Origin of the sequence: Qipengyuania sp. MTN3-11 (genome assembly GCF_042851825.1) — a bacterium.
Lineage (GTDB): Bacteria > Pseudomonadota > Alphaproteobacteria > Sphingomonadales > Sphingomonadaceae > Qipengyuania.
In genome coordinates, this window is the sequence record NZ_BTGM01000001.1 from 373430 (window position 1) to 395211 (window position 21782).

19 protein-coding genes are annotated in these 21782 nt (G+C 67.5%); 10 read left to right on the forward strand and 9 right to left on the reverse strand.

Going from position 1 to position 21782, the window contains the following annotated elements; translation table 11 throughout:
- Positions 1-19 precede the first annotated feature (19 nt).
- A complete protein-coding gene (lptB, locus tag ACGHN1_RS01825; RefSeq protein ID WP_390547829.1) occupies positions 20-838 on the reverse strand; it encodes an LPS export ABC transporter ATP-binding protein in 819 nt (272 codons plus the stop codon).
- Between the two features lie 189 nt (positions 839-1027).
- Here lptB and ACGHN1_RS01830 point away from each other — a divergent pair, with 189 nt between their 5' ends.
- The 3 genes from ACGHN1_RS01830 to ACGHN1_RS01840 are packed head-to-tail and all read left to right on the forward strand — an operon-like array spanning position 1028 to position 4196.
- Positions 1028-1408, forward strand: coding sequence for a hypothetical protein (locus ACGHN1_RS01830; RefSeq protein ID WP_390547831.1), 381 nt, complete (start codon positions 1028-1030; stop codon positions 1406-1408).
- Between the two features lie 56 nt (positions 1409-1464).
- On the forward strand, positions 1465-2811 hold the full coding sequence (locus ACGHN1_RS01835; RefSeq protein ID WP_390547833.1) for a TldD/PmbA family protein: 1347 nt from the start codon (positions 1465-1467) through the stop codon (positions 2809-2811).
- Positions 2811-4196 carry a mechanosensitive ion channel domain-containing protein gene (locus tag ACGHN1_RS01840; protein WP_390547835.1) on the forward strand — a complete coding sequence of 462 codons (1386 nt, stop codon included), beginning with the start codon at positions 2811-2813 and terminating at the stop codon, positions 4194-4196. The genes ACGHN1_RS01835 and ACGHN1_RS01840 overlap by 1 nt, the downstream gene beginning before the upstream one ends.
- Here the strand turns inward: ACGHN1_RS01840 and ppa are convergent, their stop codons facing one another.
- A complete protein-coding gene (ppa, locus tag ACGHN1_RS01845; protein WP_390547837.1) occupies positions 4197-4748 on the reverse strand; it encodes an inorganic diphosphatase in 552 nt (183 codons plus the stop codon).
- Positions 4749-4830: 82 nt separating this feature from the next.
- Complete coding sequence (locus ACGHN1_RS01850; RefSeq protein ID WP_390547838.1) at positions 4831-6771, reverse strand: M61 family metallopeptidase; 1941 nt, start codon at positions 6769-6771, stop codon at positions 4831-4833.
- An 80-nt stretch (positions 6772-6851) separates the two neighbouring features.
- On the opposite strand from ACGHN1_RS01850, the gene hisS reads away from it, so the two are divergent.
- The 6 genes from hisS to metK all read left to right on the forward strand — a co-directional run bounded on the left by hisS (position 6852) and on the right by metK (position 14107).
- Positions 6852-8126: a histidine--tRNA ligase gene (gene hisS, locus ACGHN1_RS01855; RefSeq protein ID WP_390547840.1), complete on the forward strand. Its 1275-nt coding sequence runs from the start codon at positions 6852-6854 to the stop codon at positions 8124-8126.
- A gap of 267 nt (positions 8127-8393) precedes the next feature.
- Positions 8394-9461, forward strand: a complete 1068-nt coding sequence (prfA, locus tag ACGHN1_RS01860; RefSeq protein WP_390547842.1) for a peptide chain release factor 1 — start codon at positions 8394-8396, stop codon at positions 9459-9461.
- Between the two features lie 28 nt (positions 9462-9489).
- Positions 9490-10308 carry a peptide chain release factor N(5)-glutamine methyltransferase gene (gene prmC, locus ACGHN1_RS01865; RefSeq protein WP_390547844.1) on the forward strand — a complete coding sequence of 273 codons (819 nt, stop codon included), beginning with the start codon at positions 9490-9492 and terminating at the stop codon, positions 10306-10308.
- Between the two features lie 230 nt (positions 10309-10538).
- Positions 10539-11240, forward strand: a complete 702-nt coding sequence (locus ACGHN1_RS01870; protein ID WP_390547846.1) for a DUF4167 domain-containing protein — start codon at positions 10539-10541, stop codon at positions 11238-11240.
- A gap of 31 nt (positions 11241-11271) precedes the next feature.
- Positions 11272-12855, forward strand: a complete 1584-nt coding sequence (gene lnt / locus ACGHN1_RS01875; RefSeq protein ID WP_390547848.1) for an apolipoprotein N-acyltransferase — start codon at positions 11272-11274, stop codon at positions 12853-12855.
- Positions 12856-12898: 43 nt separating this feature from the next.
- On the forward strand, positions 12899-14107 hold the full coding sequence (gene metK, locus ACGHN1_RS01880) for a methionine adenosyltransferase (protein WP_390547850.1): 1209 nt from the start codon (positions 12899-12901) through the stop codon (positions 14105-14107).
- 3 nt (positions 14108-14110) lie between these two features.
- Here the strand turns inward: metK and ACGHN1_RS01885 are convergent, their stop codons facing one another.
- From ACGHN1_RS01885 to ACGHN1_RS01905, 5 genes are read right to left on the reverse strand one after another with little or no spacing between them, the layout of a single operon-like run.
- Positions 14111-15268: a CaiB/BaiF CoA transferase family protein gene (locus ACGHN1_RS01885; protein WP_390547852.1), complete on the reverse strand. Its 1158-nt coding sequence runs from the start codon at positions 15266-15268 to the stop codon at positions 14111-14113.
- Between the two features lie 5 nt (positions 15269-15273).
- The gene (locus ACGHN1_RS01890; protein WP_390547854.1) at positions 15274-15933 is read right to left on the reverse strand and encodes a CoA transferase subunit B; all 660 of its coding nucleotides are present in this window, start codon (positions 15931-15933) and stop codon (positions 15274-15276) included.
- A gap of 1 nt (position 15934) precedes the next feature.
- Complete coding sequence (locus ACGHN1_RS01895) at positions 15935-16471, reverse strand: hypothetical protein (RefSeq protein WP_390547856.1); 537 nt, start codon at positions 16469-16471, stop codon at positions 15935-15937.
- Entirely contained in the window at positions 16461-17300 is an 840-nt protein-coding gene (locus ACGHN1_RS01900) for a hypothetical protein (protein ID WP_390547858.1), read from the reverse strand. The genes ACGHN1_RS01895 and ACGHN1_RS01900 overlap by 11 nt, the downstream gene beginning before the upstream one ends.
- Positions 17297-18004 carry a CoA transferase subunit A gene (locus ACGHN1_RS01905; protein WP_390547859.1) on the reverse strand — a complete coding sequence of 236 codons (708 nt, stop codon included), beginning with the start codon at positions 18002-18004 and terminating at the stop codon, positions 17297-17299. Before ACGHN1_RS01905 ends, ACGHN1_RS01900 begins: the two co-directional genes overlap by 4 nt.
- Before the next feature lie 328 nt (positions 18005-18332).
- Between ACGHN1_RS01905 and ACGHN1_RS01910 the strand changes: the two genes are divergently transcribed.
- On the forward strand, positions 18333-20669 hold the full coding sequence (locus tag ACGHN1_RS01910) for a CDC48 family AAA ATPase (protein WP_390547861.1): 2337 nt from the start codon (positions 18333-18335) through the stop codon (positions 20667-20669).
- On the opposite strand, the gene ACGHN1_RS01915 is transcribed toward ACGHN1_RS01910, so the two are convergent.
- On the reverse strand, positions 20666-21745 hold the full coding sequence (locus tag ACGHN1_RS01915; protein ID WP_390547863.1) for a mechanosensitive ion channel family protein: 1080 nt from the start codon (positions 21743-21745) through the stop codon (positions 20666-20668). The two genes, ACGHN1_RS01910 and ACGHN1_RS01915, sit on opposite strands and share 4 nt — an antisense overlap.
- Between the last annotated feature and the right edge of the window lie 37 nt (positions 21746-21782).

Here is a 21782-nt window from a genome sequence, read left to right on the forward strand (position 1 = left end):
ATCCTGTCGCGCGAAACCGTCACAGAGTGAAGCTCTCGCCGAGGTAGAGCCGCTTGACGTTCTCGTCCGCGACCAGCGCCTGCGGCGTACCCGCGAACAGCACCTGCCCGCCATAGATGATGCAGGCCCGGTCGACGATCTCCAGCGTCTCGCGGACATTGTGATCGGTGATCAGCACGCCGATGCCGCGCGTCTTCAGATCCTTCACCAGATCGCGGATGTCGCTGATCGACAGCGGGTCGATCCCGGCGAAGGGCTCGTCGAGCAGCATGATCGAGGGCTTGGCGGCGAGCGCGCGGGCGATCTCGGCGCGGCGCCGCTCCCCGCCCGACAGCGCCATCGCCGGGCTCGCGCGCAGCCGCGTCAGCCCGAATTCGCCGAGCAGCCGCTCCAGTTCCTGCGCGCGGGTATCCGGATCGGGCTCGACCATCTCGAGCACGCAATTGATGTTCTGTTCGACCGTCATGCCGCGAAAGATGCTGGTTTCCTGGGGCAAATAGCCCAGGCCCAGGATCGCGCGGCGGTACATCGGCAGTTTGGTCACGTCCTCGCCATCCATGAGAATGCGGCCCGAATCGGGGCGGACGAGGCCCATGATCGAATAGAAACAGGTGGTCTTGCCGGCCCCGTTGGGACCGAGCAGGCCGAGCACTTCGCCCTTGCCGACGCTCAGCGAGATGTCGGAGAGCACCTGCCGCTTGTCGTAGCTCTTGGCGATCGAGATGACTTCGAGCCCGCCCTGCGGGATCGGCGGCGCGGCATCGGGAAGCGCGTCCTCGGCCAGCTCCTCGCGCTCGCGTGCGGCACTCGTCAGGTCGGCAGGATCGACTTCGCTCATGGCTCGCGGCTTTAGCACGGCGGACGCGGGTGAAAACCCCGAAGGGCTTCGACACCCCTTCCAGTCGATGGCTTTGGCAAGATTCGTGCATGTGTCACCGCGGCACGCCGGCCCGGCGCGCTTGATTTGCCGGCAGACTTCTGAAATATTGCGGAATCGGGACAGGAGCCGAAGGGGAGACGCCTGCTTATGGCGAAGGCATACGAAGATCGCATCAAGAGCGATGCCGGCCGCGGCGATGCCGCGAAACCGATCGACTGGCGCAAGTGGATGAGCGACAATGTCGCGCTCGCCCTGGTCGTCTACACCGCGTTGCAGATCTTCGTCACCGTCCACGCCCTGCAGGATGGTCTGCCCAACATCCTTCCCTATCTCGCGCTCGTCGTGCTGGTCGCGGGCATCATCCCGGCCTGCCGCTGGTTCGAGCGGCGCTGGCTCGGGATTTCGGACGCCGATGCGAGCGATCCCGCGTTGCGCGGCGCGTTCTGGCGCGATCTGGCGATGCTCTGGGGGCTGGCGATCGGCCTGCCCTTCCTCCTCACCGGACTGTTCACGCTGGCTTTCGGCTGAACCGGGCGGCGGCAGGCCGCTTGCCTTGGCAAGGACGCTGACCTAACCGCCCCGGCATGATCGACAGCGATACAGCGCTCGAGCGGTGCGGCGATCTCGTCGCACGCGCCCGCCGGGCCGGGGCCGATGCCGCCGATGCCGTGGCCCGCGCCGATTCCTCCGAAAGCGTATCCGTCCGCCTCGGCGAACTCGAGGAGGTCGACCGTTCGGAAAGCGAATCCATCGGGCTCAGGGTCTTCGTCGGCCAGCGGTCCGCCTCGATCCGCACCAGCGATTTCTCCGCCGCAGCCTTCGAGGAACTGGTCGAGCGCGCGGTGGCGATGGCGCGGCTGGCCCCGGTGGACGAGCATGCGGGGCTCGCTCCCGAAGACAAGCTGTTCTCCGGCGCCGTCCCCGATCTCGACCTGTCGGACACCGGCGAGCCCGATCCCGAGACTCTGCGTGCCGCCGCTCTGGAGGCCGAGGATGCGGCGCGGGCGGTCGCAGGGGTAACCAATTCCAATGGCGGCGGCGCGGGCTTCAGCCGCGCGGTGGTCGCGCTCGCCACCTCGCACGGCTTCGCGCAGGGCTACGGCGCGACCGGCCATTCGCTCCATGCGAGCGTCGTTGCGGGCAGCGGCGGAAAGATGGAGACGGACTACGCCTTTCGCACCGCGCGACATCGCGACGATCTGCCGAGCGCGGCGGAGATCGGCCGGCGGGCGGGCGAGCGCACGGTGGCCCGGCTGAATTCGGTCTCGCTGCCCAGCAAGCCGATGCCGGTGGTGTTCGATCCGCGGTTCGGCAACGGCCTGCTCGGCCATCTGGTCGATGCGATGAGCGGCCCGGCGGTGGCGCGCAAGGCGAGCTTCCTGATCGGCCGCCGGGACGAGCTGCTGTTCGATCCCGCGATCCGTATTCTCGAGGATCCGCTGCGCCGGCGGGGCCTGCGCTCGCGCGCCTTCGATGGCGAGGGCGTGGCCTGCGTGCCCCGCGCGCTGGTCGAGACCGGGCGCATCTTCGGCTGGCTCACCGATGCCGCCAGCGCGCGCCAGCTCGGCGAGCCGATGACCGGCCATGCGGCGCGCGGCGGCGCCGGCAGTGGCGGGGTTTCCGTGGCCAACCTCCACATGGAGCCGGGCCTGGTCTCGCCCGATGAACTGATCGCCGACATCGCCGACGGGGTCTACGTCACCGGCGTCTTCGGCCAGGGGGTTAATGGCATCACCGGCGACTACAGCCGCGGTGCCAACGGCTTCCGCATCGTCGACGGCAAGCGCGTCGGGGCAGTGTCGGAAATCACCATCGCCGGCAATCTGCTCGACATGTTCCGTTCGCTCACCCCCGCGAACGATCTCGATTTCGAATACGCCACCAATGTCCCGACCCTCCGAATCGACGGGATGACGGTGGCGGGCAGCTGATGCCGGCGCGCTGGTTTGCCATCGTCGCGCTGCTGTGGGCAGCGCCGCTCATGGCGATGTTGCCGAGCGTGGACCCCGCACCCCAGACGCAGGCGACCCCCGCGACCCCCGGCCAGACCATCGCCGACACGCAGGACGAGGGCGCCGACACCCGCATCGCCGAGCGGATGCGCGGCATCTTCTCCGAACTTCCGGCCTTCCGGAATGTCGAAGTCGCCGTCCGGCAGGGCGTCGTCACGCTGACAGGCACGGTGCCGCAGGCGGCGGATGTCGATCGGGCGCAGGCGATCGCCGAGCGCGTGACCGGCGTGGTCACGGTGGAGAACGCGCTCGAACGCGACATCTCGGTCGATGCCGGGCTCGGCGGGGTCGCCGGGCTGCAGGACCGGCTCGACGATTTCCTCGCGCTGCTGCCGCTGATCGGCGTGGCGTTCCTGGTGGCGTTGGCGATCGCCGTCCTCGGCTATCTGATCGCGGGCCTGACCGGGCTGTGGCACCGCCTCGCGCCCAATTCCTTCCTCGCCGAGCTGATCGCCTCGGCGATCCGCTTCGTCTTCGTCGTCGGCGGGGTGGTGATCGCGCTCGACATGGTGGGTGCCGGGGCGCTGATGGGCGCGGTGCTCGGCGGGGCGGGCGTGATCGGCATCGCGCTCGGCTTCGCGATGCGCGACACGATCGAGAATTACGTCGCCTCGCTGATGCTCAGCCTGCGCCAGCCCTTCCGCGCCAACGATTGGGTGCTGATCGACGCGCTGGAGGGGCGGGTGATCCGCCTTACCAGCCGGGCGACGATCCTGATGACATTGGACGGCAACCATCTGCGGATTCCCAACGCGCAGGTGTTCAAGGCGGTGATCACCAATTTCACCCGCAATCCGCAGCGCCGGTTCCAGTTCGATCTGGGCGTCGATGCCGACGACGATGCGGTCGCGGCGCGGCATCTTGGGCGCGAGACGCTGGCGGCGATGGACTTCGTGCTTGCCGAGCCGCCGCCCGAGGCCCGCATCGTCGAGGTCGGCGACAGCAATGTCGTGATCCGTTTCCTCGCGTGGATCGATCAGGAACGGACCGACTGGTGGAAGGCGCAGAGCCGCGCGATCCCGGCGGTCAAGCAGGCGCTGGAGGATGCGGGCTTCGGCTTGCCCGAACCGATCTACCGCCTGCGCTTCGATCCGCGGTCGGCGAGCGTGCCGTTCGAGAACATCGCCGACGCCGCGCGCGGACGGGACGAACCCACCGCGCGCACCCGAGCGACGCCGACCTCACGATCCGAAGAAGATCTCCGACCGGCGAACGAGATTGCCGAGATGGTCGATCAGGAACGCCGTGAAGGTGGCGAGGGTCGGGAAAAGGACCTGCTCGACCACTCTCGCCCGGTGGAGTGATCAGCGCCCAACGCCGGAATTCTTCGAATCCTTCTCGCGTTCGATGCTTTCGAGCACGATACGCCGCGCCTCGGCGGCATCGCCCCATGCGCCGACCCGCACCCACTTCTCCTTTTCGAGGTCCTTGTAGTGGGTGAAGAAGTGCTCGATCTGCTGGAAGATGATGCTCGGCAGATCCTTGGTCTCGGCGACGTCGGAATAATAGGGGAAGGTGGTGTCGATCGGCACGCAGACCAGCTTCTCGTCGCCGCCATGCTCGTCTTCCAGGTTGAGCACGCCGATCGGCCGGGCGCGGACCACGCAGCCGGCAATGAACGGGCTGCGCGCGATCACCAGCGCATCCAGCGGATCGCCGTCGGGGCTCAGCGTATGCGGAACGAAGCCGTAGTTCGCCGGATAGCGCATCGGCGTGTGCAGGATGCGGTCGACGAACAGCGCGCCCGAATCCTTGTCGAATTCGTATTTCACCGGCTCGCCGCCGGTCGGGACTTCGATGATGACGTTGAGGCTCTCGGGCGGATTGTCGCCGATGGGAATTTTGTCGATGCGCATCAGATACTCGCGTTGCAGGTTGCCCCTCCCCGGACCCGCGCGCCCCTAGAGGCTCGGGTCCGGGCCCGCAAGCGCCGCGCGCTTATTTGCGCCGCGGCGCCAGCGTGCGGTCGAGCCCGGTCGTTCCGCTTCCGGTCTTCTCCAGCCAAGGATAGCGGACGCCGTCGTAATAGGGCAGGGCGATGGTCTCGAAGGCATCGCCGCGGCGAACGATCAGTTCGATCGGCTCGCGGCTCGCCGCCGCCTCGCGCAGCGCCTCGGCCATCCGCTCGCGGGTGAAGGCCATGCCATCCACCGCGACCACCGTGGTTCCTTCGACCAGCCCGGCCTCGAACCCCGGCAGCCCCCACAGCACCCCGCCGACCCGCCCCTCGGACGAGAGCGAGAGGCCGAGCGAGCCGGAGAAATTGCCGGCCGCGCCGTCGCCCGCCGCCTTGGTGTAGGGGTTGGGCGTGTCCTTCCACACCAGCCGGTATCCGCCCTTCTCGATTCCCGCGAGCGGCGCGGGCTGGCTCGCCTGGCGCATCCGCATGTCGAGGAAGCCTGCCCAGTCGTAGGGATGGACCGCGTTCAGCGCGGCGACGATGTCCTCGAACTCGTAGGTCACCACGCCCCAGTCGCCGTCGCGCATCCCGAAGAAGCGCCTCGCGAAATCGTCGAGGCTGCGGCGGCCGCGGGTGCCCTGGCGGATGATCTGGTCGGCCTCCAGCCACACCAGCGCCGCCTCGCTGTAATAGTCGCGGTTGCGGCTGAGCGAGGGGAAGGGCCGGTCGGCGCGGTAGCCGAGCATCGGATCGAAGGTCGAATCCTCGACGCTGCGCCATTCGCGTCCGGCCTGGACCGAATAATAGGCGGCCTGCTGCGCCAGCCAGCCCAGCGCCTGATCCTTGGGCATCATCCCCGAACGCGCGGCGTGGACCACGCCCCAGAACTGCGTCTGCCCCTCGTACATCCACAACAGCGCGCTTTCGACCCGCTGGTGATAGTCGGGCGCCCACAGCCCCGCCGGGCGGCGGAACTTGCCGTTCCAGCTGTGCGCGAATTCATGCGGCAGCAGCGCGTTCTCGTAGGTGTATTTTGCGAACTCGCGCAGATTGCCGGGTTCCTGCGTGTTCTCGCTCGAGCGGTGGTGTTCGAGCCCGATCCCGCCGAGCCGGTCGGTCAGGCCGAGCAGGAAATCGTAATGGTCGTAATGGCGCGATCCGAAGGTCGCCAGCGCCTCGGCGACCATGGCGCGGTGGGCGGGCAGGGCCTTGTCGTCGGCCTCGAGATCGCGCGCATGGTCGGCGAAGACCTCGAGATCGACGTCGTCGACGAGCGACCAGCGCCGGTGGTGCGCGCCCGCGAACAGCGGCGAATCGACCAGCGTCTCGTAATCGGTGGCGGCGAAGGTCACCCGGTCGCCCTCCCGCCGCGCATCTTCGAGCGCCCCCGCGACCTCCCAGCCAGCGGGCAGGGTGACGCTCGGCTCCACCGCGATCCGGCGGACGTAATGCCCGGCAGGATAGAGCGTCATCTTCTCCCACTGGAGGTTGAGCATCTCGTCCGTGATCAGCACCCGCCAGTCGCCCGGATCGAGCGGCGAGGTGTAGATCAGCTCCGCCGTCACCTCGCGCGCCCCGGCGGGCAGCGCGAGGCGGAAGGCATAGGGCTCGCGCGGATCGCGCTGCCATTCGACCGGCGCGCCGTCGGCGCTGAAGGTGAGACGGGAGACGCGCTGGATCTGGCCCGAGGCGGCGTGATTGCCGGGCAGCCATTTGGGATAGACCAGCACCATCTCGCGCATGCCGGCGGGTACGGGGATCTGCTGGGTGGTGCGGAAGGCCTTGGAGCGCGTGTCGCTGGCATCGACGTGGATGCGGATCGTGCCGGGAAAGGCGACGTCGCGGGTCGGCGGCAGCGGGCTCGCATCCTGCGTTGCGGTAACGGGGGGCGAGGATCGCTCCGCCTCCTGCGCGGCCAGCGGCAAAGCGAGAGGAGCGGCGAGAATGGCGAGCGGGGCGACCCAGGGGAACATGCGCATGGCCCGTCCCTGCCGGATCGCGCGCGGCGAGGCAATGGCGGCATTGCGCGGCGGGGCGGGCGCCATTAAGCGCGCGGGCCATGGCCGCAACAAGCAAGTCCACGCCGCAGGCGATCCGGGGCACGCAGGATATCTTCGGACCCGATGCCGAAGCCTTCGCCTTCGTGGTCGAGACCTTCGAACGGGTGCGCAAGCTCTACCGCTTCCGCCGCGCCGAGATGCCGGTGTTCGAGCGCACCGAAGTGTTCAGCCGCGCGATCGGCGAGACCACCGACGTGGTGTCGAAGGAGATGTATTCCTTCGAGGATCGCGGCGGGGAATCACTGACGCTGCGTCCCGAATTCACCGCCGGGATCGCCCGCGCCTACCTCACCAACGGCTGGCAGCAGCACGCGCCGGTCAAGCTCGCCACGCATGGGCCCCTGTTCCGCTACGAGCGCCCGCAGAAGGGCCGCTACCGTCAGTTCCACCAGATCGACGCCGAGATCATCGGCGCGGCGGAACCGCAGGCCGATGTCGAGCTGCTGGCGATGGCCGACCAGGTGATCCGCGAGCTCGGCATCGAGGGCGTGACGCTGCACCTCAACACGCTGGGCGATGGCGACAGCCGGGAGGCCTGGCGCGCCGCGCTGGTCGAGCATTTCCGTAGCGTAAAGGACGAGCTCAGCGAAGACAGCCAGGAGCGGCTGGAGAAGAACCCGCTGCGGATTCTTGATTCGAAGGATCGCCGCGACCAGCGCTTCGTCGCCGACGCCCCGAAGATCGACCAGTTCCTCTCCGCCGACGCGCGCGCCTTCTTCGACGCGGTGACCGGCGGCCTCGATGCGGCAAGCGTGAAGTGGCAGCGCGCGTCAAGCCTGGTGCGCGGCCTCGACTACTACCGCCACACCGCCTTCGAATTCATCCCCGACGAGGGCAGCGAGGCCGCCGGCAAGCTCGGCAGCCAGAGCACGATCCTGGGCGGCGGCCGCTACGACGGGCTGATGGAAAGCCTCGGCGGCGCGGCGACCCCGGCGGTCGGCTGGGCTGCGGGGATCGAGCGGCTCGCGATGCTGTGTGGGGAGCGGGGTGAAGATGGTTACGATGTCGCATTGGTTGTTGAACACGATGATTTGCTGGAGCCGGCTACTAGGGCAGCTTCCACTTTTCGCAGCAACGGACTGAGCGCGGAAGTCTGGGCGACCGGAAGCAAGCGCAAGCGTTTCGACAAAGCCGCCAAAAGTGGAGCCGAGGCGATCATCTCGTATGACTACAAGGATGGAGTTCCCAATATGCTCATCCGCTGCGATGAAGAAGTCCATAGCAAACTTGTAGCGGCAGGTTTGCCGGGTTTGGATGCGAAACCGCGAAACTAAATTACGACGTCACCCCGGACTTGATCCGGGGTCCCGCTTCCTTCTGACGGCGGGACAGAAGTAAGCGGGATCCCGGCTCGGGGGCCGGGATGACGGGCGTAGGGGTTGGTTCTTTCCTACTCGGCCCTTCGCGCGCTAACGGGTCGGCCATGATCGCCCTTGGATCAGTTCTGACAGCCGCTTCTCTCCCCTTTTCGACCCCGCCCGCTTTCTTCCCTTGGACCGTGTAACACCTGTAACACCTGTTCAGACAACCGAGCCCGAACCTTGCTGATACCCGCAGAACGCCTCGACCAGATCGCCCATCGCTTCGCCGAACTCGAGGCGCGGATGGCCTCGGGCACGCTCGAGGGTGAGGCCTTCGTCCAGGCGAGCCGCGACTATGCCGAACTGGAGCCGGTGGCCAAGGTCGCGGGCGAGGTGCAGGCGATGCGCGCCGAAATGCCCGAGCTGGAAGCGATGCTCGCCGACCCCGAGATGAAGGCGATGGCGGAAGAGGAGCTGGCGGGGATCCGCAAGCGCCTGCCCGAGGCCGAGCGCCGGCTCGCCGTCGCCATGCTGCCGCGCGATGCCGCCGATGCGCGCCCTGCGATGCTCGAGATCCGCGCGGGCACCGGCGGCGACGAGGCGGCGCTGTTCGCGGGCGACCTCTTTCGCATGTACGAACGCTACGCCGCCGAGCAGGGCTGGACAGTCGAACCGGTCAGCATCAGCGCGTCCGAAGTCGGCGGTTTCAAGGAGATCGTCGCCAACGTCACCGGCACTGGGGTCTTTGCCAAGCTCAAGTTCGAAAGCGGCGTCCACCGGGTCCAGCGCGTGCCCGAGACCGAGAGCGGCGGGCGCATCCACACCAGCGCCGCCACCGTAGCGGTGCTGCCCGAGCCGGGCGAGGTCGATGTCCAGATCGATCCGGGCGATCTCAAGATCGACACCTACCGGTCCAGCGGCGCGGGCGGCCAGCACGTCAACACCACCGACAGCGCGATCCGCATCACGCACCTTCCCACCGGTACGGTCGTGACCTGCCAGGACGGCCGCAGCCAGCACAAGAACCGCGAGAAGGCGATGCAGGTCCTTCGCACCCGCCTCTACGACGCGCAACGCGAGGCGACACAGGGGGCGGAAGCCGAGGCACGCAAGGCGATGGTGGGTTCGGGCGACCGCTCCGAACGCATCCGCACCTACAACTACCCGCAGGGGCGGGTGACCGACCACCGGATAGGCCTGACCCTGCACAAGCTGCCCGAGATCGTGGCCGGGCCGGGCCTCGCCGAACTGATCGACGCGCTGATCGCCGAGGACCAAGCCAAGCGGCTGGCGGCGCTGGCGGAGTGAGGGCGATGCGGCGGCAAGGGCGGCGGCGATGACGGTCGCCGAGGCGCTGCGCGCGGCCGCCGGACGGCTGGCCGCGAGCAGCGACACCGCCCGGCTCGATGCGGAACTGCTGATGGCGCACGCGCTCGGGATCTCGCGTTCGGACATGCTGCTGCGGGGGATGGGCGAGGGAGCGCCCGGCAGTTTCGACGGGCTGATCGATCGCCGGGCCGCACGTGAGCCCGTCGCGCATATCCTGGGATGGCAGGAGTTCTACGGCCGCAGGTTCCGGGTGACGCGAGACACGCTGATCCCGCGCAGCGACAGCGAGGTCCTGGTCGATGCGGCGCTCGAAATCGCACCCCGGGCATCGCGCGTGCTCGATCTGGGCACGGGCTCCGGCGCGCTGCTACTGAGCGTGCTGGCCGAAACCGGGGCCGCGGGCATCGGCACCGATCGGTCCGAACCCGCTCTGGCTGTGGCGCGGGAGAATGCCCTCGGACTGGGCATGGCGGCGCGCGCCAGCTTCGAACGGCGCGATTGGCGCGCGGAAGGCTGGACCGCCGGCCTCGGCGCTTTCGACCTGATCCTCTGCAATCCGCCCTATGTCGAGGACGGAGCCGACCTCGAACCGAACGTTCGCGACTTCGAACCGGCTGGCGCGCTCTTCGCGGGTCCGGAAGGGCTGGGCGATTACCGCATCGTCGTTCCGCAATTGCGCGAATTGATGACCGATGGGGGCATCGCGGTGCTGGAGATCGGCCACCGGCAGGCCGAAGCCGTGAGCACCATCGGCCGCGACAACGGCTTCGCGGTCGCGGCACGCCGCGATCTCGGCGGGCGGGAGCGCGTGCTGGTTCTGACTTAGGGGGTTGGCAAAGCGCGCTCGACCCACTAACTCGTGGTGACAGGACCCGTGGACAGGGCGTGCAGCCCACCTTGCGGTCCAGCTCCGACATTTGCATGACCTGTCTCGGCACCGTGCCGAACTTCGGGAAGGGCAAGGGGCACCCGCGATGGGATGATCCCACGCGGCAAGGGGTCATGCGCAAGCGTCGGGGAACCGCCGACAGCGCGACAGACAAGGATAGAATACCCTTGAACAACAATCGGAACAACCGGCGTCGCGGCCGGGGCAATCGCAACCAGGGCGGCGGCAACCAGGCCAACCGGATCGACAGTCGCGCGCGCGGCAATGCGCCCCAGCTGCTCGACAAGTACAAGAAGCTGGCCCAGGACGCGCAGCACAATGGCGATCGGGTGCAGGCGGAATACTACCTGCAGTTCGCGGATCACTACTTCCGCGTCATCGCCGACAACAAGGCCCGTCAGGACGAGGCCCGCGGCAAGCGCCAGGACGGGTCGGACCAGGACGACGACGACGATGATGACGGCGACGACAACCGCCGCCCCGCGAGGAAGCCTCGTGGCCGTCGCGACGACCGTCAGAACAACCATCAGCACGGCGATGCCCGTAGCGACGACGACGATCGGGACGACGAGGACGAGCGGCCCAAGCGCCGCCGTGCGCCTCGCGAGGGCAAGGAGCGCGCCGAGGGCGAGGGCTATGCGCCCGCAGACAACCCGTTCGCGGCCGACGGCGGGCCGGACGCCGAGCCGCCCAAGAAGCGGGCGCCCCGCCGCCGCAAGGAAGCGAACGGCGCTGCCGAAGATGGCGGCCACGGGATCGATGCAGCTGCGCTGCCGCCGTCCTTCTCCGACGAGGAGGGCGACGAGGAAAAGCCCAAGGCTCGCCGGCGTCGGCCCGCGGCCGGTTCCAAGCTGAGCGCGGTCGGTTGACAACGGACTGACCGGGCAACGGGGCGAGCGCATGTTGCAGCGGATCGCGCTGGTCCCCGAACGGCATCCGCGATGGCTCGCGATCGGGTGCGGGCTGCTCGCGGCTTGCGGCTTCCCGCCGCTCCATCTCTGGCCGCTGGCTCTGGTCGGTGTGGCGGGGCTCGTGTGGCTCGTGTGGCAGAGCACCGGCTGGCGTGAGGCCTTCCTGCGCGGCTGGCTGTTCGGCGTCGCGCACTTCACTTTCACCAACAACTGGATCGCCACCGCCTTCACCTATCAGGCGGAAATGCCCGCACTGCTGGGCTGGGCGGCGGTGCCCCTCCTCTCGCTCTACCTTGCCGTATTCCCCGCCGCAGCCGCAGCGCTGGCGCGGGGCATGCGTTCCGATGCACGGCTTCTCCCATTCGGGCTGGCGCTGGGGGCGGCCTGGATCGCCGCCGAATGGGTGCGCAGTTGGCTCTTCACCGGTTATGCCTGGGGGCCGCTGTCGCTGATGCTGCTCGGCCCCTTCGACCGGCCGGGCGCGGCGCGGCTGCTGCCCCTTGCCGGGACCTATGCGCTGTCCGGCCTGGCGGTGGTTCTGGCGAGCCTGCTGCTGTGGGCTGCGCTGCGCCGGCGCTGGCTGCCGCTGGCCGGGCTTGCCGCTCTGATCACGGCCGCGATGTACTGGCCCGCCGGCGCGCCGGAGGAGGGCACCTTGCGGTTCACGCTTGTTCAGCCCGACCTGCGGCAGGAGGTGCTCAACGATCCGACGAAGTTCGAAGAACAGTTCCTCACCATCGCCCGGCTCAGCCTGCCCCGCCGGGACGCGAACGGCCCGCGGCTGGTGCTGTGGCCGGAAAGCGCGGTGCCCGACTATCTCGAGCCCGGCTATCCCCAGCGCTACTATGACCAGATGACTGCGGGCGGCGATCCCGGTTTCGCCCGCACGCGCATCGGCCGGGTGATCGGCGAGGACAGCCTGCTGCTGACCGGGGTGGTCCATCTCGAGATCGAGGAGGTCGCCGGCTACGAACGGGCCACGGGCGCCCGCAATTCCGTTTCGGCGATCTATCCCGACGGGGCGCTGGGTCCGAGCTATTCGAAAGCGCATCTGGTGCCCTATGGCGAATACCTGCCGATGCGCGCCCTGCTCGAACCGCTCGGCTTCTCGCGGCTCGTTGCCGGGACGCTGGACTTCATTCCCGGTCCGGGGCCGGAAACGCTCGACCTCGGTCCCTGGGGCCGGGCCGGGATGCAGATCTGTTACGAGATCGTGTTCTCGGGCGAGGTCGCGGATCGCGAGAACCGTCCCGACTACATCTTCAACCCCTCGAACGACGGCTGGTTCGGTGCCTTCGGTCCCCCGCAGCACCTCGCCCAGGCGCGGATGCGAGCGATCGAGGAAGGTCTACCGGTGCTGCGTGCCACCACAACCGGGATCAGCGCCGTCATCGATGCCCGAGGTGTGGTCCGTTCGCACATCGCAATGCGCCGCGCGGACCGGATCGACGGACTGGTCCCGCCGGCCGCTCCGCCGACATGGTTCGCGCGACTGGGTCACTGGCTGACGCTGGTCTGGGGGATCGCCCTGATCGCCGCATCGCTGGTTGCCAGACGCCTCGCGAAAAGCTAGTCCGAGCGACACATAAAGACATCTTTATATCGGAAAATCCAGCATGCGCACCGACTATCTCTTCACCTCCGAAAGCGTTTCGGAGGGGCATCCTGACAAGGTTTCCGACCAGATATCCGATGCCATTGTCGACTACATGCTGCGCCATGACGACCAGGCACGCGTGGCCTGTGAAACGCTGACGACGACTCAGCGCGTCGTCCTCGCCGGCGAGATCCGCGCCCGCGGCGTCTACGAGAACGGCGACTGGGTGGCAGGCAAGCGCGACGAGATCGAACGGCTGGTCCGCGAAACGGTGCGCGAGATCGGGTACGAACAGGGCGGCTTCCACTGGGAGACGCTGATCTTCGAGAACCATCTCCACGGGCAGTCCGGCGAAATCGCCCAGGGTGTCGATGCCAGCGGCAACAAGGACGAAGGCGCCGGCGACCAGGGTATCATGTTCGGCTTCGCGTGCGACGACACGCCCGATCTGATGCCGGCACCGCTTGATTACAGCCACAAGATTCTCTTCCGACTGGCGCAGGACCGCAAGAGCGGCGCGGCCCCCTTCCTTCAGCCCGACAGCAAGAGCCAGGTGACCCTGCGCTACCGCGACGGCAAGCCGGTGGCCTGCACCGCCGTGGTCGTCTCCACCCAGCACGCCAAGGGCTATGACGAGGGCGAGAAGGAAGCCGAGCTGAAGGCCTATGTGAAGCGAGCGGTGGCCGACGTCCTTCCCAAGGGCTGGCTGAGCGACGAGACCGTCTGGCATATCAACCCGACCGGAGCCTTCGAGATCGGCGGACCGGACGGCGATGCCGGCCTGACCGGGCGCAAGATCATCGTCGATACCTATGGCGGCGCGGCGCCGCACGGCGGCGGTGCATTCAGCGGCAAGGATCCGACCAAGGTCGATCGCTCGGCCGCCTACATCACGCGCTATCTGGCCAAGAACATCGTCGCGGCAGGTCTTGCCAGGCGCTGCACGATCCAGCTCGCCTATGCGATCGGCATTTCCGAGCCGCTGTCGATCTATGTCGACACGCACGGCACCGGGACGGTCGACGACGCCGCGCTCGAGGATGCGATCAAATCGATCGATGCGCTGGGCGGGCTGACCCCGCGCGGCATCCGCACCCACCTCGGTCTCAACAAGCCGATCTATCGCAAGAGCGCCGCCTACGGGCATTTCGGCCGCGACGTCGAGGGCGACCATTTCCCCTGGGAGCGCACCGATCTGGTCGATGCACTGAAGGCGGCGCTGGGCTGAGGCCTAGCCGTCCGCCCCCTTTTTGGGGGAGGGCCGGTCGAGCGCGAGTTCCGCCTGCGAGAAGCGGAAGGGGCTGCGGACGCCCGGCACGCCGCCGAGTTCGATTGCCATTCCGCGGGCCTCGACCTGGGGATCGGCAAAGACTTCGTCGAGCGTGTTGATCGGCCCCGCCGGAACTCCGGCCTCGGCGCAGCGCCGCAACAGCGCATCGCGCGTCCAATCGGCCGTCGCTTCTGCGATGATCGCGTCGATCATCGACCGATGGGCGATACGGGATTCGTTGGAGGCGAAGCGCGGGTCCCGGATCAGGTCGTCGCGATCGAGCACTGTCATCAGCTTGCGGAACAGGCGGTCGTTCGCCGGGGCCAAGACCACCGGACCGTCCTGCGTCGGGAAGACCCCATAGGCGCTGACCTGGGCATGCGCGTTCCCCATACGGGGCGGGTTCTCGCCGGTGGCGAAGAAGCTCGCCGCCTGATTGGCGAGCAGGCCGACCGAGCAGTCGAGCAGGCTCATGTCGATCCACTGGCCCTTGCCTTGGTTCGGTCCGGTCCGGTGCCGCATCAGCAGCGCCGCCTGGATCGCGTTCGCCGCCCATAGTCCGCAGGCGAGGTCGGAGATCGACAGGCCGAACTTCATCGGATCGCCCCCGGGCTCGCCGTTCAGCGACATGAACCCGCTCATCGCCTGGATCACGAAGTCGTATCCGGGCTCGTCGCGGCGTGGACCGTCCTGCCCGAAGCCGGTGATGGAGCAATAGACGAGGGCAGGGTTGTCCCGCGCGAGAGTCGCATGGTCGAGACCGAAGCGGGTCAGCTTTCCGGGGAGGAAGTTTTCCAGAACGACATCGGCTTCGCCGGCGAGCTTCGCGACCCGCCCGAGATCGTCGCCATCGTTGAAATCGGCCATCACGCTGCGCTTGCCGCGGTTGCAGGCGTGGTAATAGGCGGCAGTCCGCTCCTCATCGACGCCCATCCACGGCGGGCCCCAGTGGCGGGTCTGGTCGCCATCCTGTGCCTCGACCTTGATGACGTCGGCCCCGAGATCGGCGAGGATCTGTCCCGCAAAGGGCCCGGCCAGCACCCGCGCCAGTTCCAGCACTTTCACTCCCGCGAGCGGAGATCGCGGGTTGCGCGGTTCGTCGAGCCATCGCGCCGTCACCGTGCTCAGCTCAGCGCCACCTCGTAGCGCGCCGTGGTCTGCGCCGCGATGTCGCTTTCGGTCACGCCGGGCGCCATCTCGATCAGGCGGAACGGGCTGTCGTGATCGGCGCGGTGAAACACGCCCAGATTGGTGATCACCATGTCGACCACATTGGTGCCGGTCAGCGGCAGGGTGCATTCGGGGATCAGCTTGGGGCTGCCGTCCTTGGCGGTGTGGTCCATCACCACGATGATCTTCTTGACCCCGGCCACGAGGTCCATCGCGCCGCCCATCCCCTTGATCATCTTGCCGGGGATCATCCAGTTGGCGATGTCGCCGTTCTCGGCCACCTCCATCGCGCCGAGCACGGTGAGATCGATGTGCCCGCCGCGAATCATGCCGAAGCTCGTCGCGCTGTCGAAATAGGCGGAGTGCGGCAGTTCGCTGATCGTCTGCTTGCCCGCATTGATCAGGTCGGCATCCTCCTCGCCCTCGTAGGGGAAGGGACCGATGCCGAGCATGCCGTTCTCACTCTGCAGCGTCACATGCATGCCTTCGGGGATATGGTTGGCGACCAGCGTCGGGATCCCGATCCCGAGATTGACGTAATAGCCGTCTTCCAGCTCCCTGGCCGCGCGGGCGGCCATCTGGTTGCGATCCCAGCCGGTGGTTTCCTCAGCCATGTTATTCTCCGTCCATGTCCTGCGGCAGCGGAAATTCAGGGCTCTCCGCTTGCCAGAAAATCGATTGCACCAGCCACCGGCCGTCCTGCCTGGCGAGCTGGAAGGAATTGATGCCGCGCACCGTGCCGCGCGTGCCGTCGCCCTGCGTGAAGCTGCCCTCGTAGGACGACCACGCATGGGCGATATCGCCGTAGATTTCGACCCTGCGATCCAGCTCGCGCTCGGTGAAGCCGCTGGAGACCAGCCCCGGCCCGCTGCGGGCGATGTAATCCTCGAGCGTGCCGCCGCGAATGCCGGAAGCGGTCATCGAACTCAGCCGGGCGTCCGGCATGAAGAGGCTCCGCATCCGCGCGAAGTCCCGCTGCTGGCCCACCGGACCGGAAATCACCGCGTAGACACCGTCGATCGCGGCGTCGATTGCGGCAAGGTCGCCGGACCGGGCCGTCGTCATCCCGTTCAGCGCCACGCCCTCCTGTTGCACCGATGTGCACGATGCAAGGCACAGCAGCGCCGCGATCGCTCTCACGTCAACCGCCATTGCCGGCCTCCTCAATGATCGGATCGGCTAGGAACCACCCCCGGCCGATCATGGACTCCAGAGGCAGTGCCACGTCGGGGTCCTTGAGATAGAGATAGAGTTCGTCGAAATCGGCCCTCTCGTCGCCGAGAATGGCGACCACGCAGAGATTCGCGGCGAGATCGTCGCGCAGCGTCTGCTTGCGATCCTCGACCGAATCCGCCAGCAGCAGGCGGTCCCGGCCCAACGGATCGAGTCCGGTTTCGCGCAGGACCGCGCGCACGGGTTCGGCGAAATTCTCGCCGAGGCGCGATTGCCAGACGATGGCGACGCCCTGTTCCCGCAGCGACAGTAGCGCCGGGGCGAGCGAGGGAGCCGGGCGCGGCGCGCCGAGCGGGTCGAAGGTGGCGCGGCCCGGGTCGACATCGATCAGGATGGCCGGGGGGCGTGTCCCACACTCCTGCCGGGCGGGCCGCAAACTGCCGGGCTCGGCCAGCAGCGCGCCGAGGCGCGGCTCGCGCGCAGGGTCCTGCATCGCCTGTTGTAGGGCGTAAACGGAGAACCGGGTTACCGCCTCGCCGGAGCCCGCGGGGCCGGGCGAGGGTGGCGGAAGCTCGGTCATGTCGGCCATCACCCGGTAGCCGGGGATGGAGACCGGGGACGCCGATGGCAACGGGGCAAGTGCCGTCCTCTTCGGCACCGCGGGTTCGGCGACTTCGTTACCACCGTCGAGCTGGCTCCTCGCCATCATTCCGGCAGCCGCCAGCGGGATCGCGGCGGCGACGCAGCCGCCGAGCGAGCCCGCCGCAAGAACCAGCGCCGCAGCGCCGAGGATGCGGCGCGGGATCACGCGGCCTCGCGCTGCCTCGTGGTGACGAATTCGATCTTCTTGTCGTAGGGTGCGCCCACGATCATCCGGTTGATATAGACACCGGGCAGGTGGATGCAGTCCGGGTCGAGCGACCCGGTCGGCACGATCTCCTCGACTTCGGCGATGCAGACCTTGCCGCAGGTGGCGGCGGGGAGGTTGAAATTGCGCGCCGTTTTGCGGAACACGATGTTGCCGGTCTCGTCCGCCTTCCATGCCTTGACGATGGAGAGATCGGCGAAAATCCCCCGCTCGAGAATATATTGCTCTCCGTCGAACTCCTTGATCTCCTTGCCCTCGGCCACCTGCGTGCCGAAGCCGGTCTTGGTGTAGAAGCCAGGGATGCCTGCACCGCCGGCGCGCATGCGCTCGGCCAAAGTACCCTGAGGGCAGAATTCGACCTCCAGCTCGCCGGAAAGAAACTGGCGTTCGAACTCCTTGTTCTCGCCGACGTAAGAAGAGATCATTTTTCTGACCTGATGCGTGCGAAGCAACATGCCGATGCCTTCGTTGTCGATCCCGGCGTTGTTGCTGGCGAAGGTCAGCCCCTTCACGCCCGAATCGCGAATCGCTTGGAGCAGCCGCTCGGGTATGCCGCACAGGCCGAAGCCGCCACTGGCAATCAGCATGTCGTCCTTGAGCAGCCCCTCGAGGGCGGCGGCGGCATCGGGATAGAGCTTGTTCATCGGACCTCCGTTACGGCATCGCCGCTGTTAGGCCGGGGCACGGGGCAAGTCACCCCTTCTGAAAATGCGAAAACTTCAATGCAGTTGCTTGACATGCAACTGACGATGTTCTTTTCGCATTTGCACAAAAGATGCTGCACATGCACATAGAGCGTGCCTTTTCAGGCATCCTCTCCCAAACTTTCAGGCCCGGCCGGTTTATCCAGCCGGGCCTTTTTCTTGTCCGAAGCGAATTATCGGACCCCAGCCCCTCCCCGCTCATTTGCAAGGCAGGGCGGCGGTTCCTACCTGTGTCGCACTTGGACGAGAACGAGGACGGGAATTCCGCATGGCCGAAGCCGATGTCGCGAGCGACGAAAAGACCGTGAGGCTGCAAGTCGCGGCAGCAAGGCAGGAAGAATCGGGTCAGGGCATCGCCCGGCTCCCGCGTTCGGCCTTCCAGAAGCTCGGGATCACCGAGGGCGACGTGGTCGAGATCGTCGGCAAACGCGCAACCGTCGCCGTGGCGATGCCGGCCTACGACGAAGACCAGTCGCTCGACGTCGTGCGCCTCGACGGCCTCCAGCGCAACAATGCCGAATGCGGATCGGGCGAGCACGTCCATATCTCGGTCGCCGAATCGCGCCCTGCGACGCGGGTGGTCTTTGCGCCTGCCAGCCGGGAGATGCGGCTCCAGGGTCCCACCCAGGCGCTCAAACGCAATTTCTTCCGCAAGCCGGTGGTCGCGGGCGATCTCGTCGCCACCACCGGCCAGCAGCCGGTCCAGAACATGCCGCCGCAGGTCCGCCGGATGTTCAACGCCCCGGCCTATGCGCTCACCCAGATTCGCCTCAACGTGGTCTCGACCAGCCCCAAGGGCATCGTCCATATCGACGAGAACACCGAGGTCGAACTGCGCTCCGAATTCGAGGAATCCTCGCCCGGCGGCCGCGCCACGGTCAATTACGACGATGTCGGCGGCATGGGCGATACGATCCAGCAATTGCGCGAGATGGTCGAATTGCCGCTGCGCTATCCCGAGCTCTTCACCCGGCTCGGCGTCGATCCGCCCAAGGGCGTTCTGCTCCACGGTCCGCCCGGGACCGGCAAGACCCGGCTTGCCCAGGCCGTGGCGAACGAGAGCGACGCCAATTTCTCGATCATCAACGGGCCCGAGATCATGGGTTCCGGCTATGGCGAGAGCGAGAAGCGGCTGCGCGAGGTATTCGAGGAGGCCGGGAAGAACGCGCCCGCGATCGTCTTCATCGACGAGATCGATTCGATCGCCCCCAAGCGCGACCGCGTGCCCGGCGAGGCGGAAAAGCGGCTGGTGGCCCAGCTCCTGACCCTGATGGACGGGCTCGAGGCGCGTGCCAACGTAGTTGTGATCGCCGCCACCAACCGCCCCGAGGCGATCGACGAGGCGCTGCGCCGGCCAGGCCGTTTCGACCGCGAGATCGTGATCGGCGTTCCCGACCAGCAGGCGCGGCGCGAAATTCTCGGCATCCATACCCGCGGCATGCCGCTGGGCGACATGGTCGACCTCGACGAGCTGGCGCGGACCACATACGGGTTCGTCGGCGCGGACATCGCGGCTCTGGCGCGCGAGGCGGCAATCGACGCGGTGCGGCGAATCATGCCGCGGCTCGACCTCGATGCGCGGGAGGTTCCGCCCGAGGTCCTCGACGATCTCTATGTCAGCCGCGAGGATTTCCTCACCGCACTGAAACGCATCCAGCCGTCCGCCATGCGCGAGGTCATGGTGCAGGTTCCCAGCGTGGCATGGGAAGACATCGGCGGCGTCGGCGAATCGGTCGAGAAGCTCAAGGAGGGGATCGAGCTGCCGATGAAGAACCCGGAGGCGTTCCGGCGTCTCGGCATCCGCCCGGCCAAGGGGTTCCTGCTCTACGGGCCGCCCGGGACCGGCAAGACGCTGCTGGCCAAGGCCGTCGCCAAGGAGGCCGAGGCGAACTTCATCTCGATGAAGAGCTCGGATCTGCTGTCCAAATGGTATGGCGAGAGCGAGCAGCAGATCGCCAAGATGTTCCGCCGCGCCCGTGCGGTCGCGCCTTGCGTGGTGTTCATCGACGAGATCGACAGCTTGGTCCCCGCGCGCGGATCGAGCCAGGGCGAGCCGGAGGTGACGGGCAGGGTCGTCAACACCATCCTGGCCGAGATGGACGGGCTGGAAGAGCTGCAATCCGTTGTGGTGATCGGTGCCACCAACCGCCCGACGCTGGTCGACCCGGCGCTGCTGCGTCCGGGAAGGTTCGACGAGCTGGTCTATGTCGGCACCCCCGACCGCGCCGGGCGCGAACAGATTCTGGGAATCCACACCGCTTCGATGCCGCTGGCGGACGATGTCTCGCTGGCCGAGATCGCCGGCAAGACCGAGCGCTACACCGGTGCCGATCTGGAAGATGTGGTCCGTCGTGCCGGCCTCAATGCGCTCAAGCGCGGGGGCGGCAAGGTCGATTCCGTCACCTCCGCCGACTTCGTCGAGGCGCTGGGCGATTCGCGCGCCACGGTCACGCAGAAGATGGAGGACGAGTACAAGAAGATGCGCGGCGAGCTGAAGAAGCGCGCCGCCGAAGCGATGCCGATCGGCTTCATCCACGAGGGGATGGTCGAAAGCACGCGGGAGCGGAAACACGGCGACGCCGACGCCGACGCCGCCGACGGCTAGGCCTTCTTTACCTTCGCATTGGCCGCCTCGACCTCGAGCCGGTGGCGGATAAGTGCCTCGTGCTGGTGCTCGCGCAGCCAGGTGAGCATATGTTCGCGCACTTCGCAGCGCAGCGTCCACAGATCGCCGATCGTGGCGGCACTGACCGCCAGCCGCAACTCGATACTCTCCGGATAAGCTTCGGTCATCAGCAGCGCCTTCGTGCGCCCGTCCCACAGCGGATGCGCCTCGACGAAATGTTCGAACTCGGCGCGGATCGGCGCGATCTCGGCTGCGGGGTCGAGATGGAGGAAGACCGGGCCGGTCAGCTGCTCGTCGATGCGCGACCAGTTCTCGAAGCTCTGGTCCAGGAACCGGCTGGTCGGCACCACGATCACCCGCTCGTCCCAGGTCCGCACGGTGACGAAGCTCATCCGGATTTCCTCGATCCGGCCGACCTCGCCGTCGACCTTGACCAGATCGCCGATCCGCAGCGGCTGGGTGATCGCCACCTGCAACCCGGCGATGAGGGACTTCAGCGCCGGCTGGGCGGCTGCGCCCACCGCCAGCGCGGCAAGCCCGGCAGAGGCCATCATCGTCACGCCGATGTCGCGCACGCCGGGAATGTTGAGCATGATCAGCGCTACGGTGATGATGATGATGCCGACGGTCATCGTCCGGCTGAGGATCGCGATCCGGGTGATCCGCGCCCGCTGCGAGACGGGGTCCTCAGAACGTTCGGCCTGCGCTTCCATCCCCGCCGCGAAGCCCTTGACCACGGCATAGGCGAGCCAGCCGACCAGTGCCGGCCTGATGTAGTCCGTGGCCAGATCCCAGCCGGGCCCCACCAGCGCGTCCGTTTCCGCAGCGGCGGATATGGCAAAGCCGATCATGACCCAGCGCAGCGGCTTCCCGACCTGCCCCACCACCATATCGTCGAGCGCGTTGGTCGAAAGGCGGGCGACCCGCCGCAAGACCGCGAAGACGATCCAATGCAGGACCAGGGCCAGGACGACCGCGGCGCTCAGGGCCACCAGGGTGTCGACCAGATTCTCGGTGGTCACGTTCCAGTTGCGGGGATCGAAACGCTCCAGCATCGGCGGACCCGTTAATTCGCGCGGCTCGCCAAGGCAA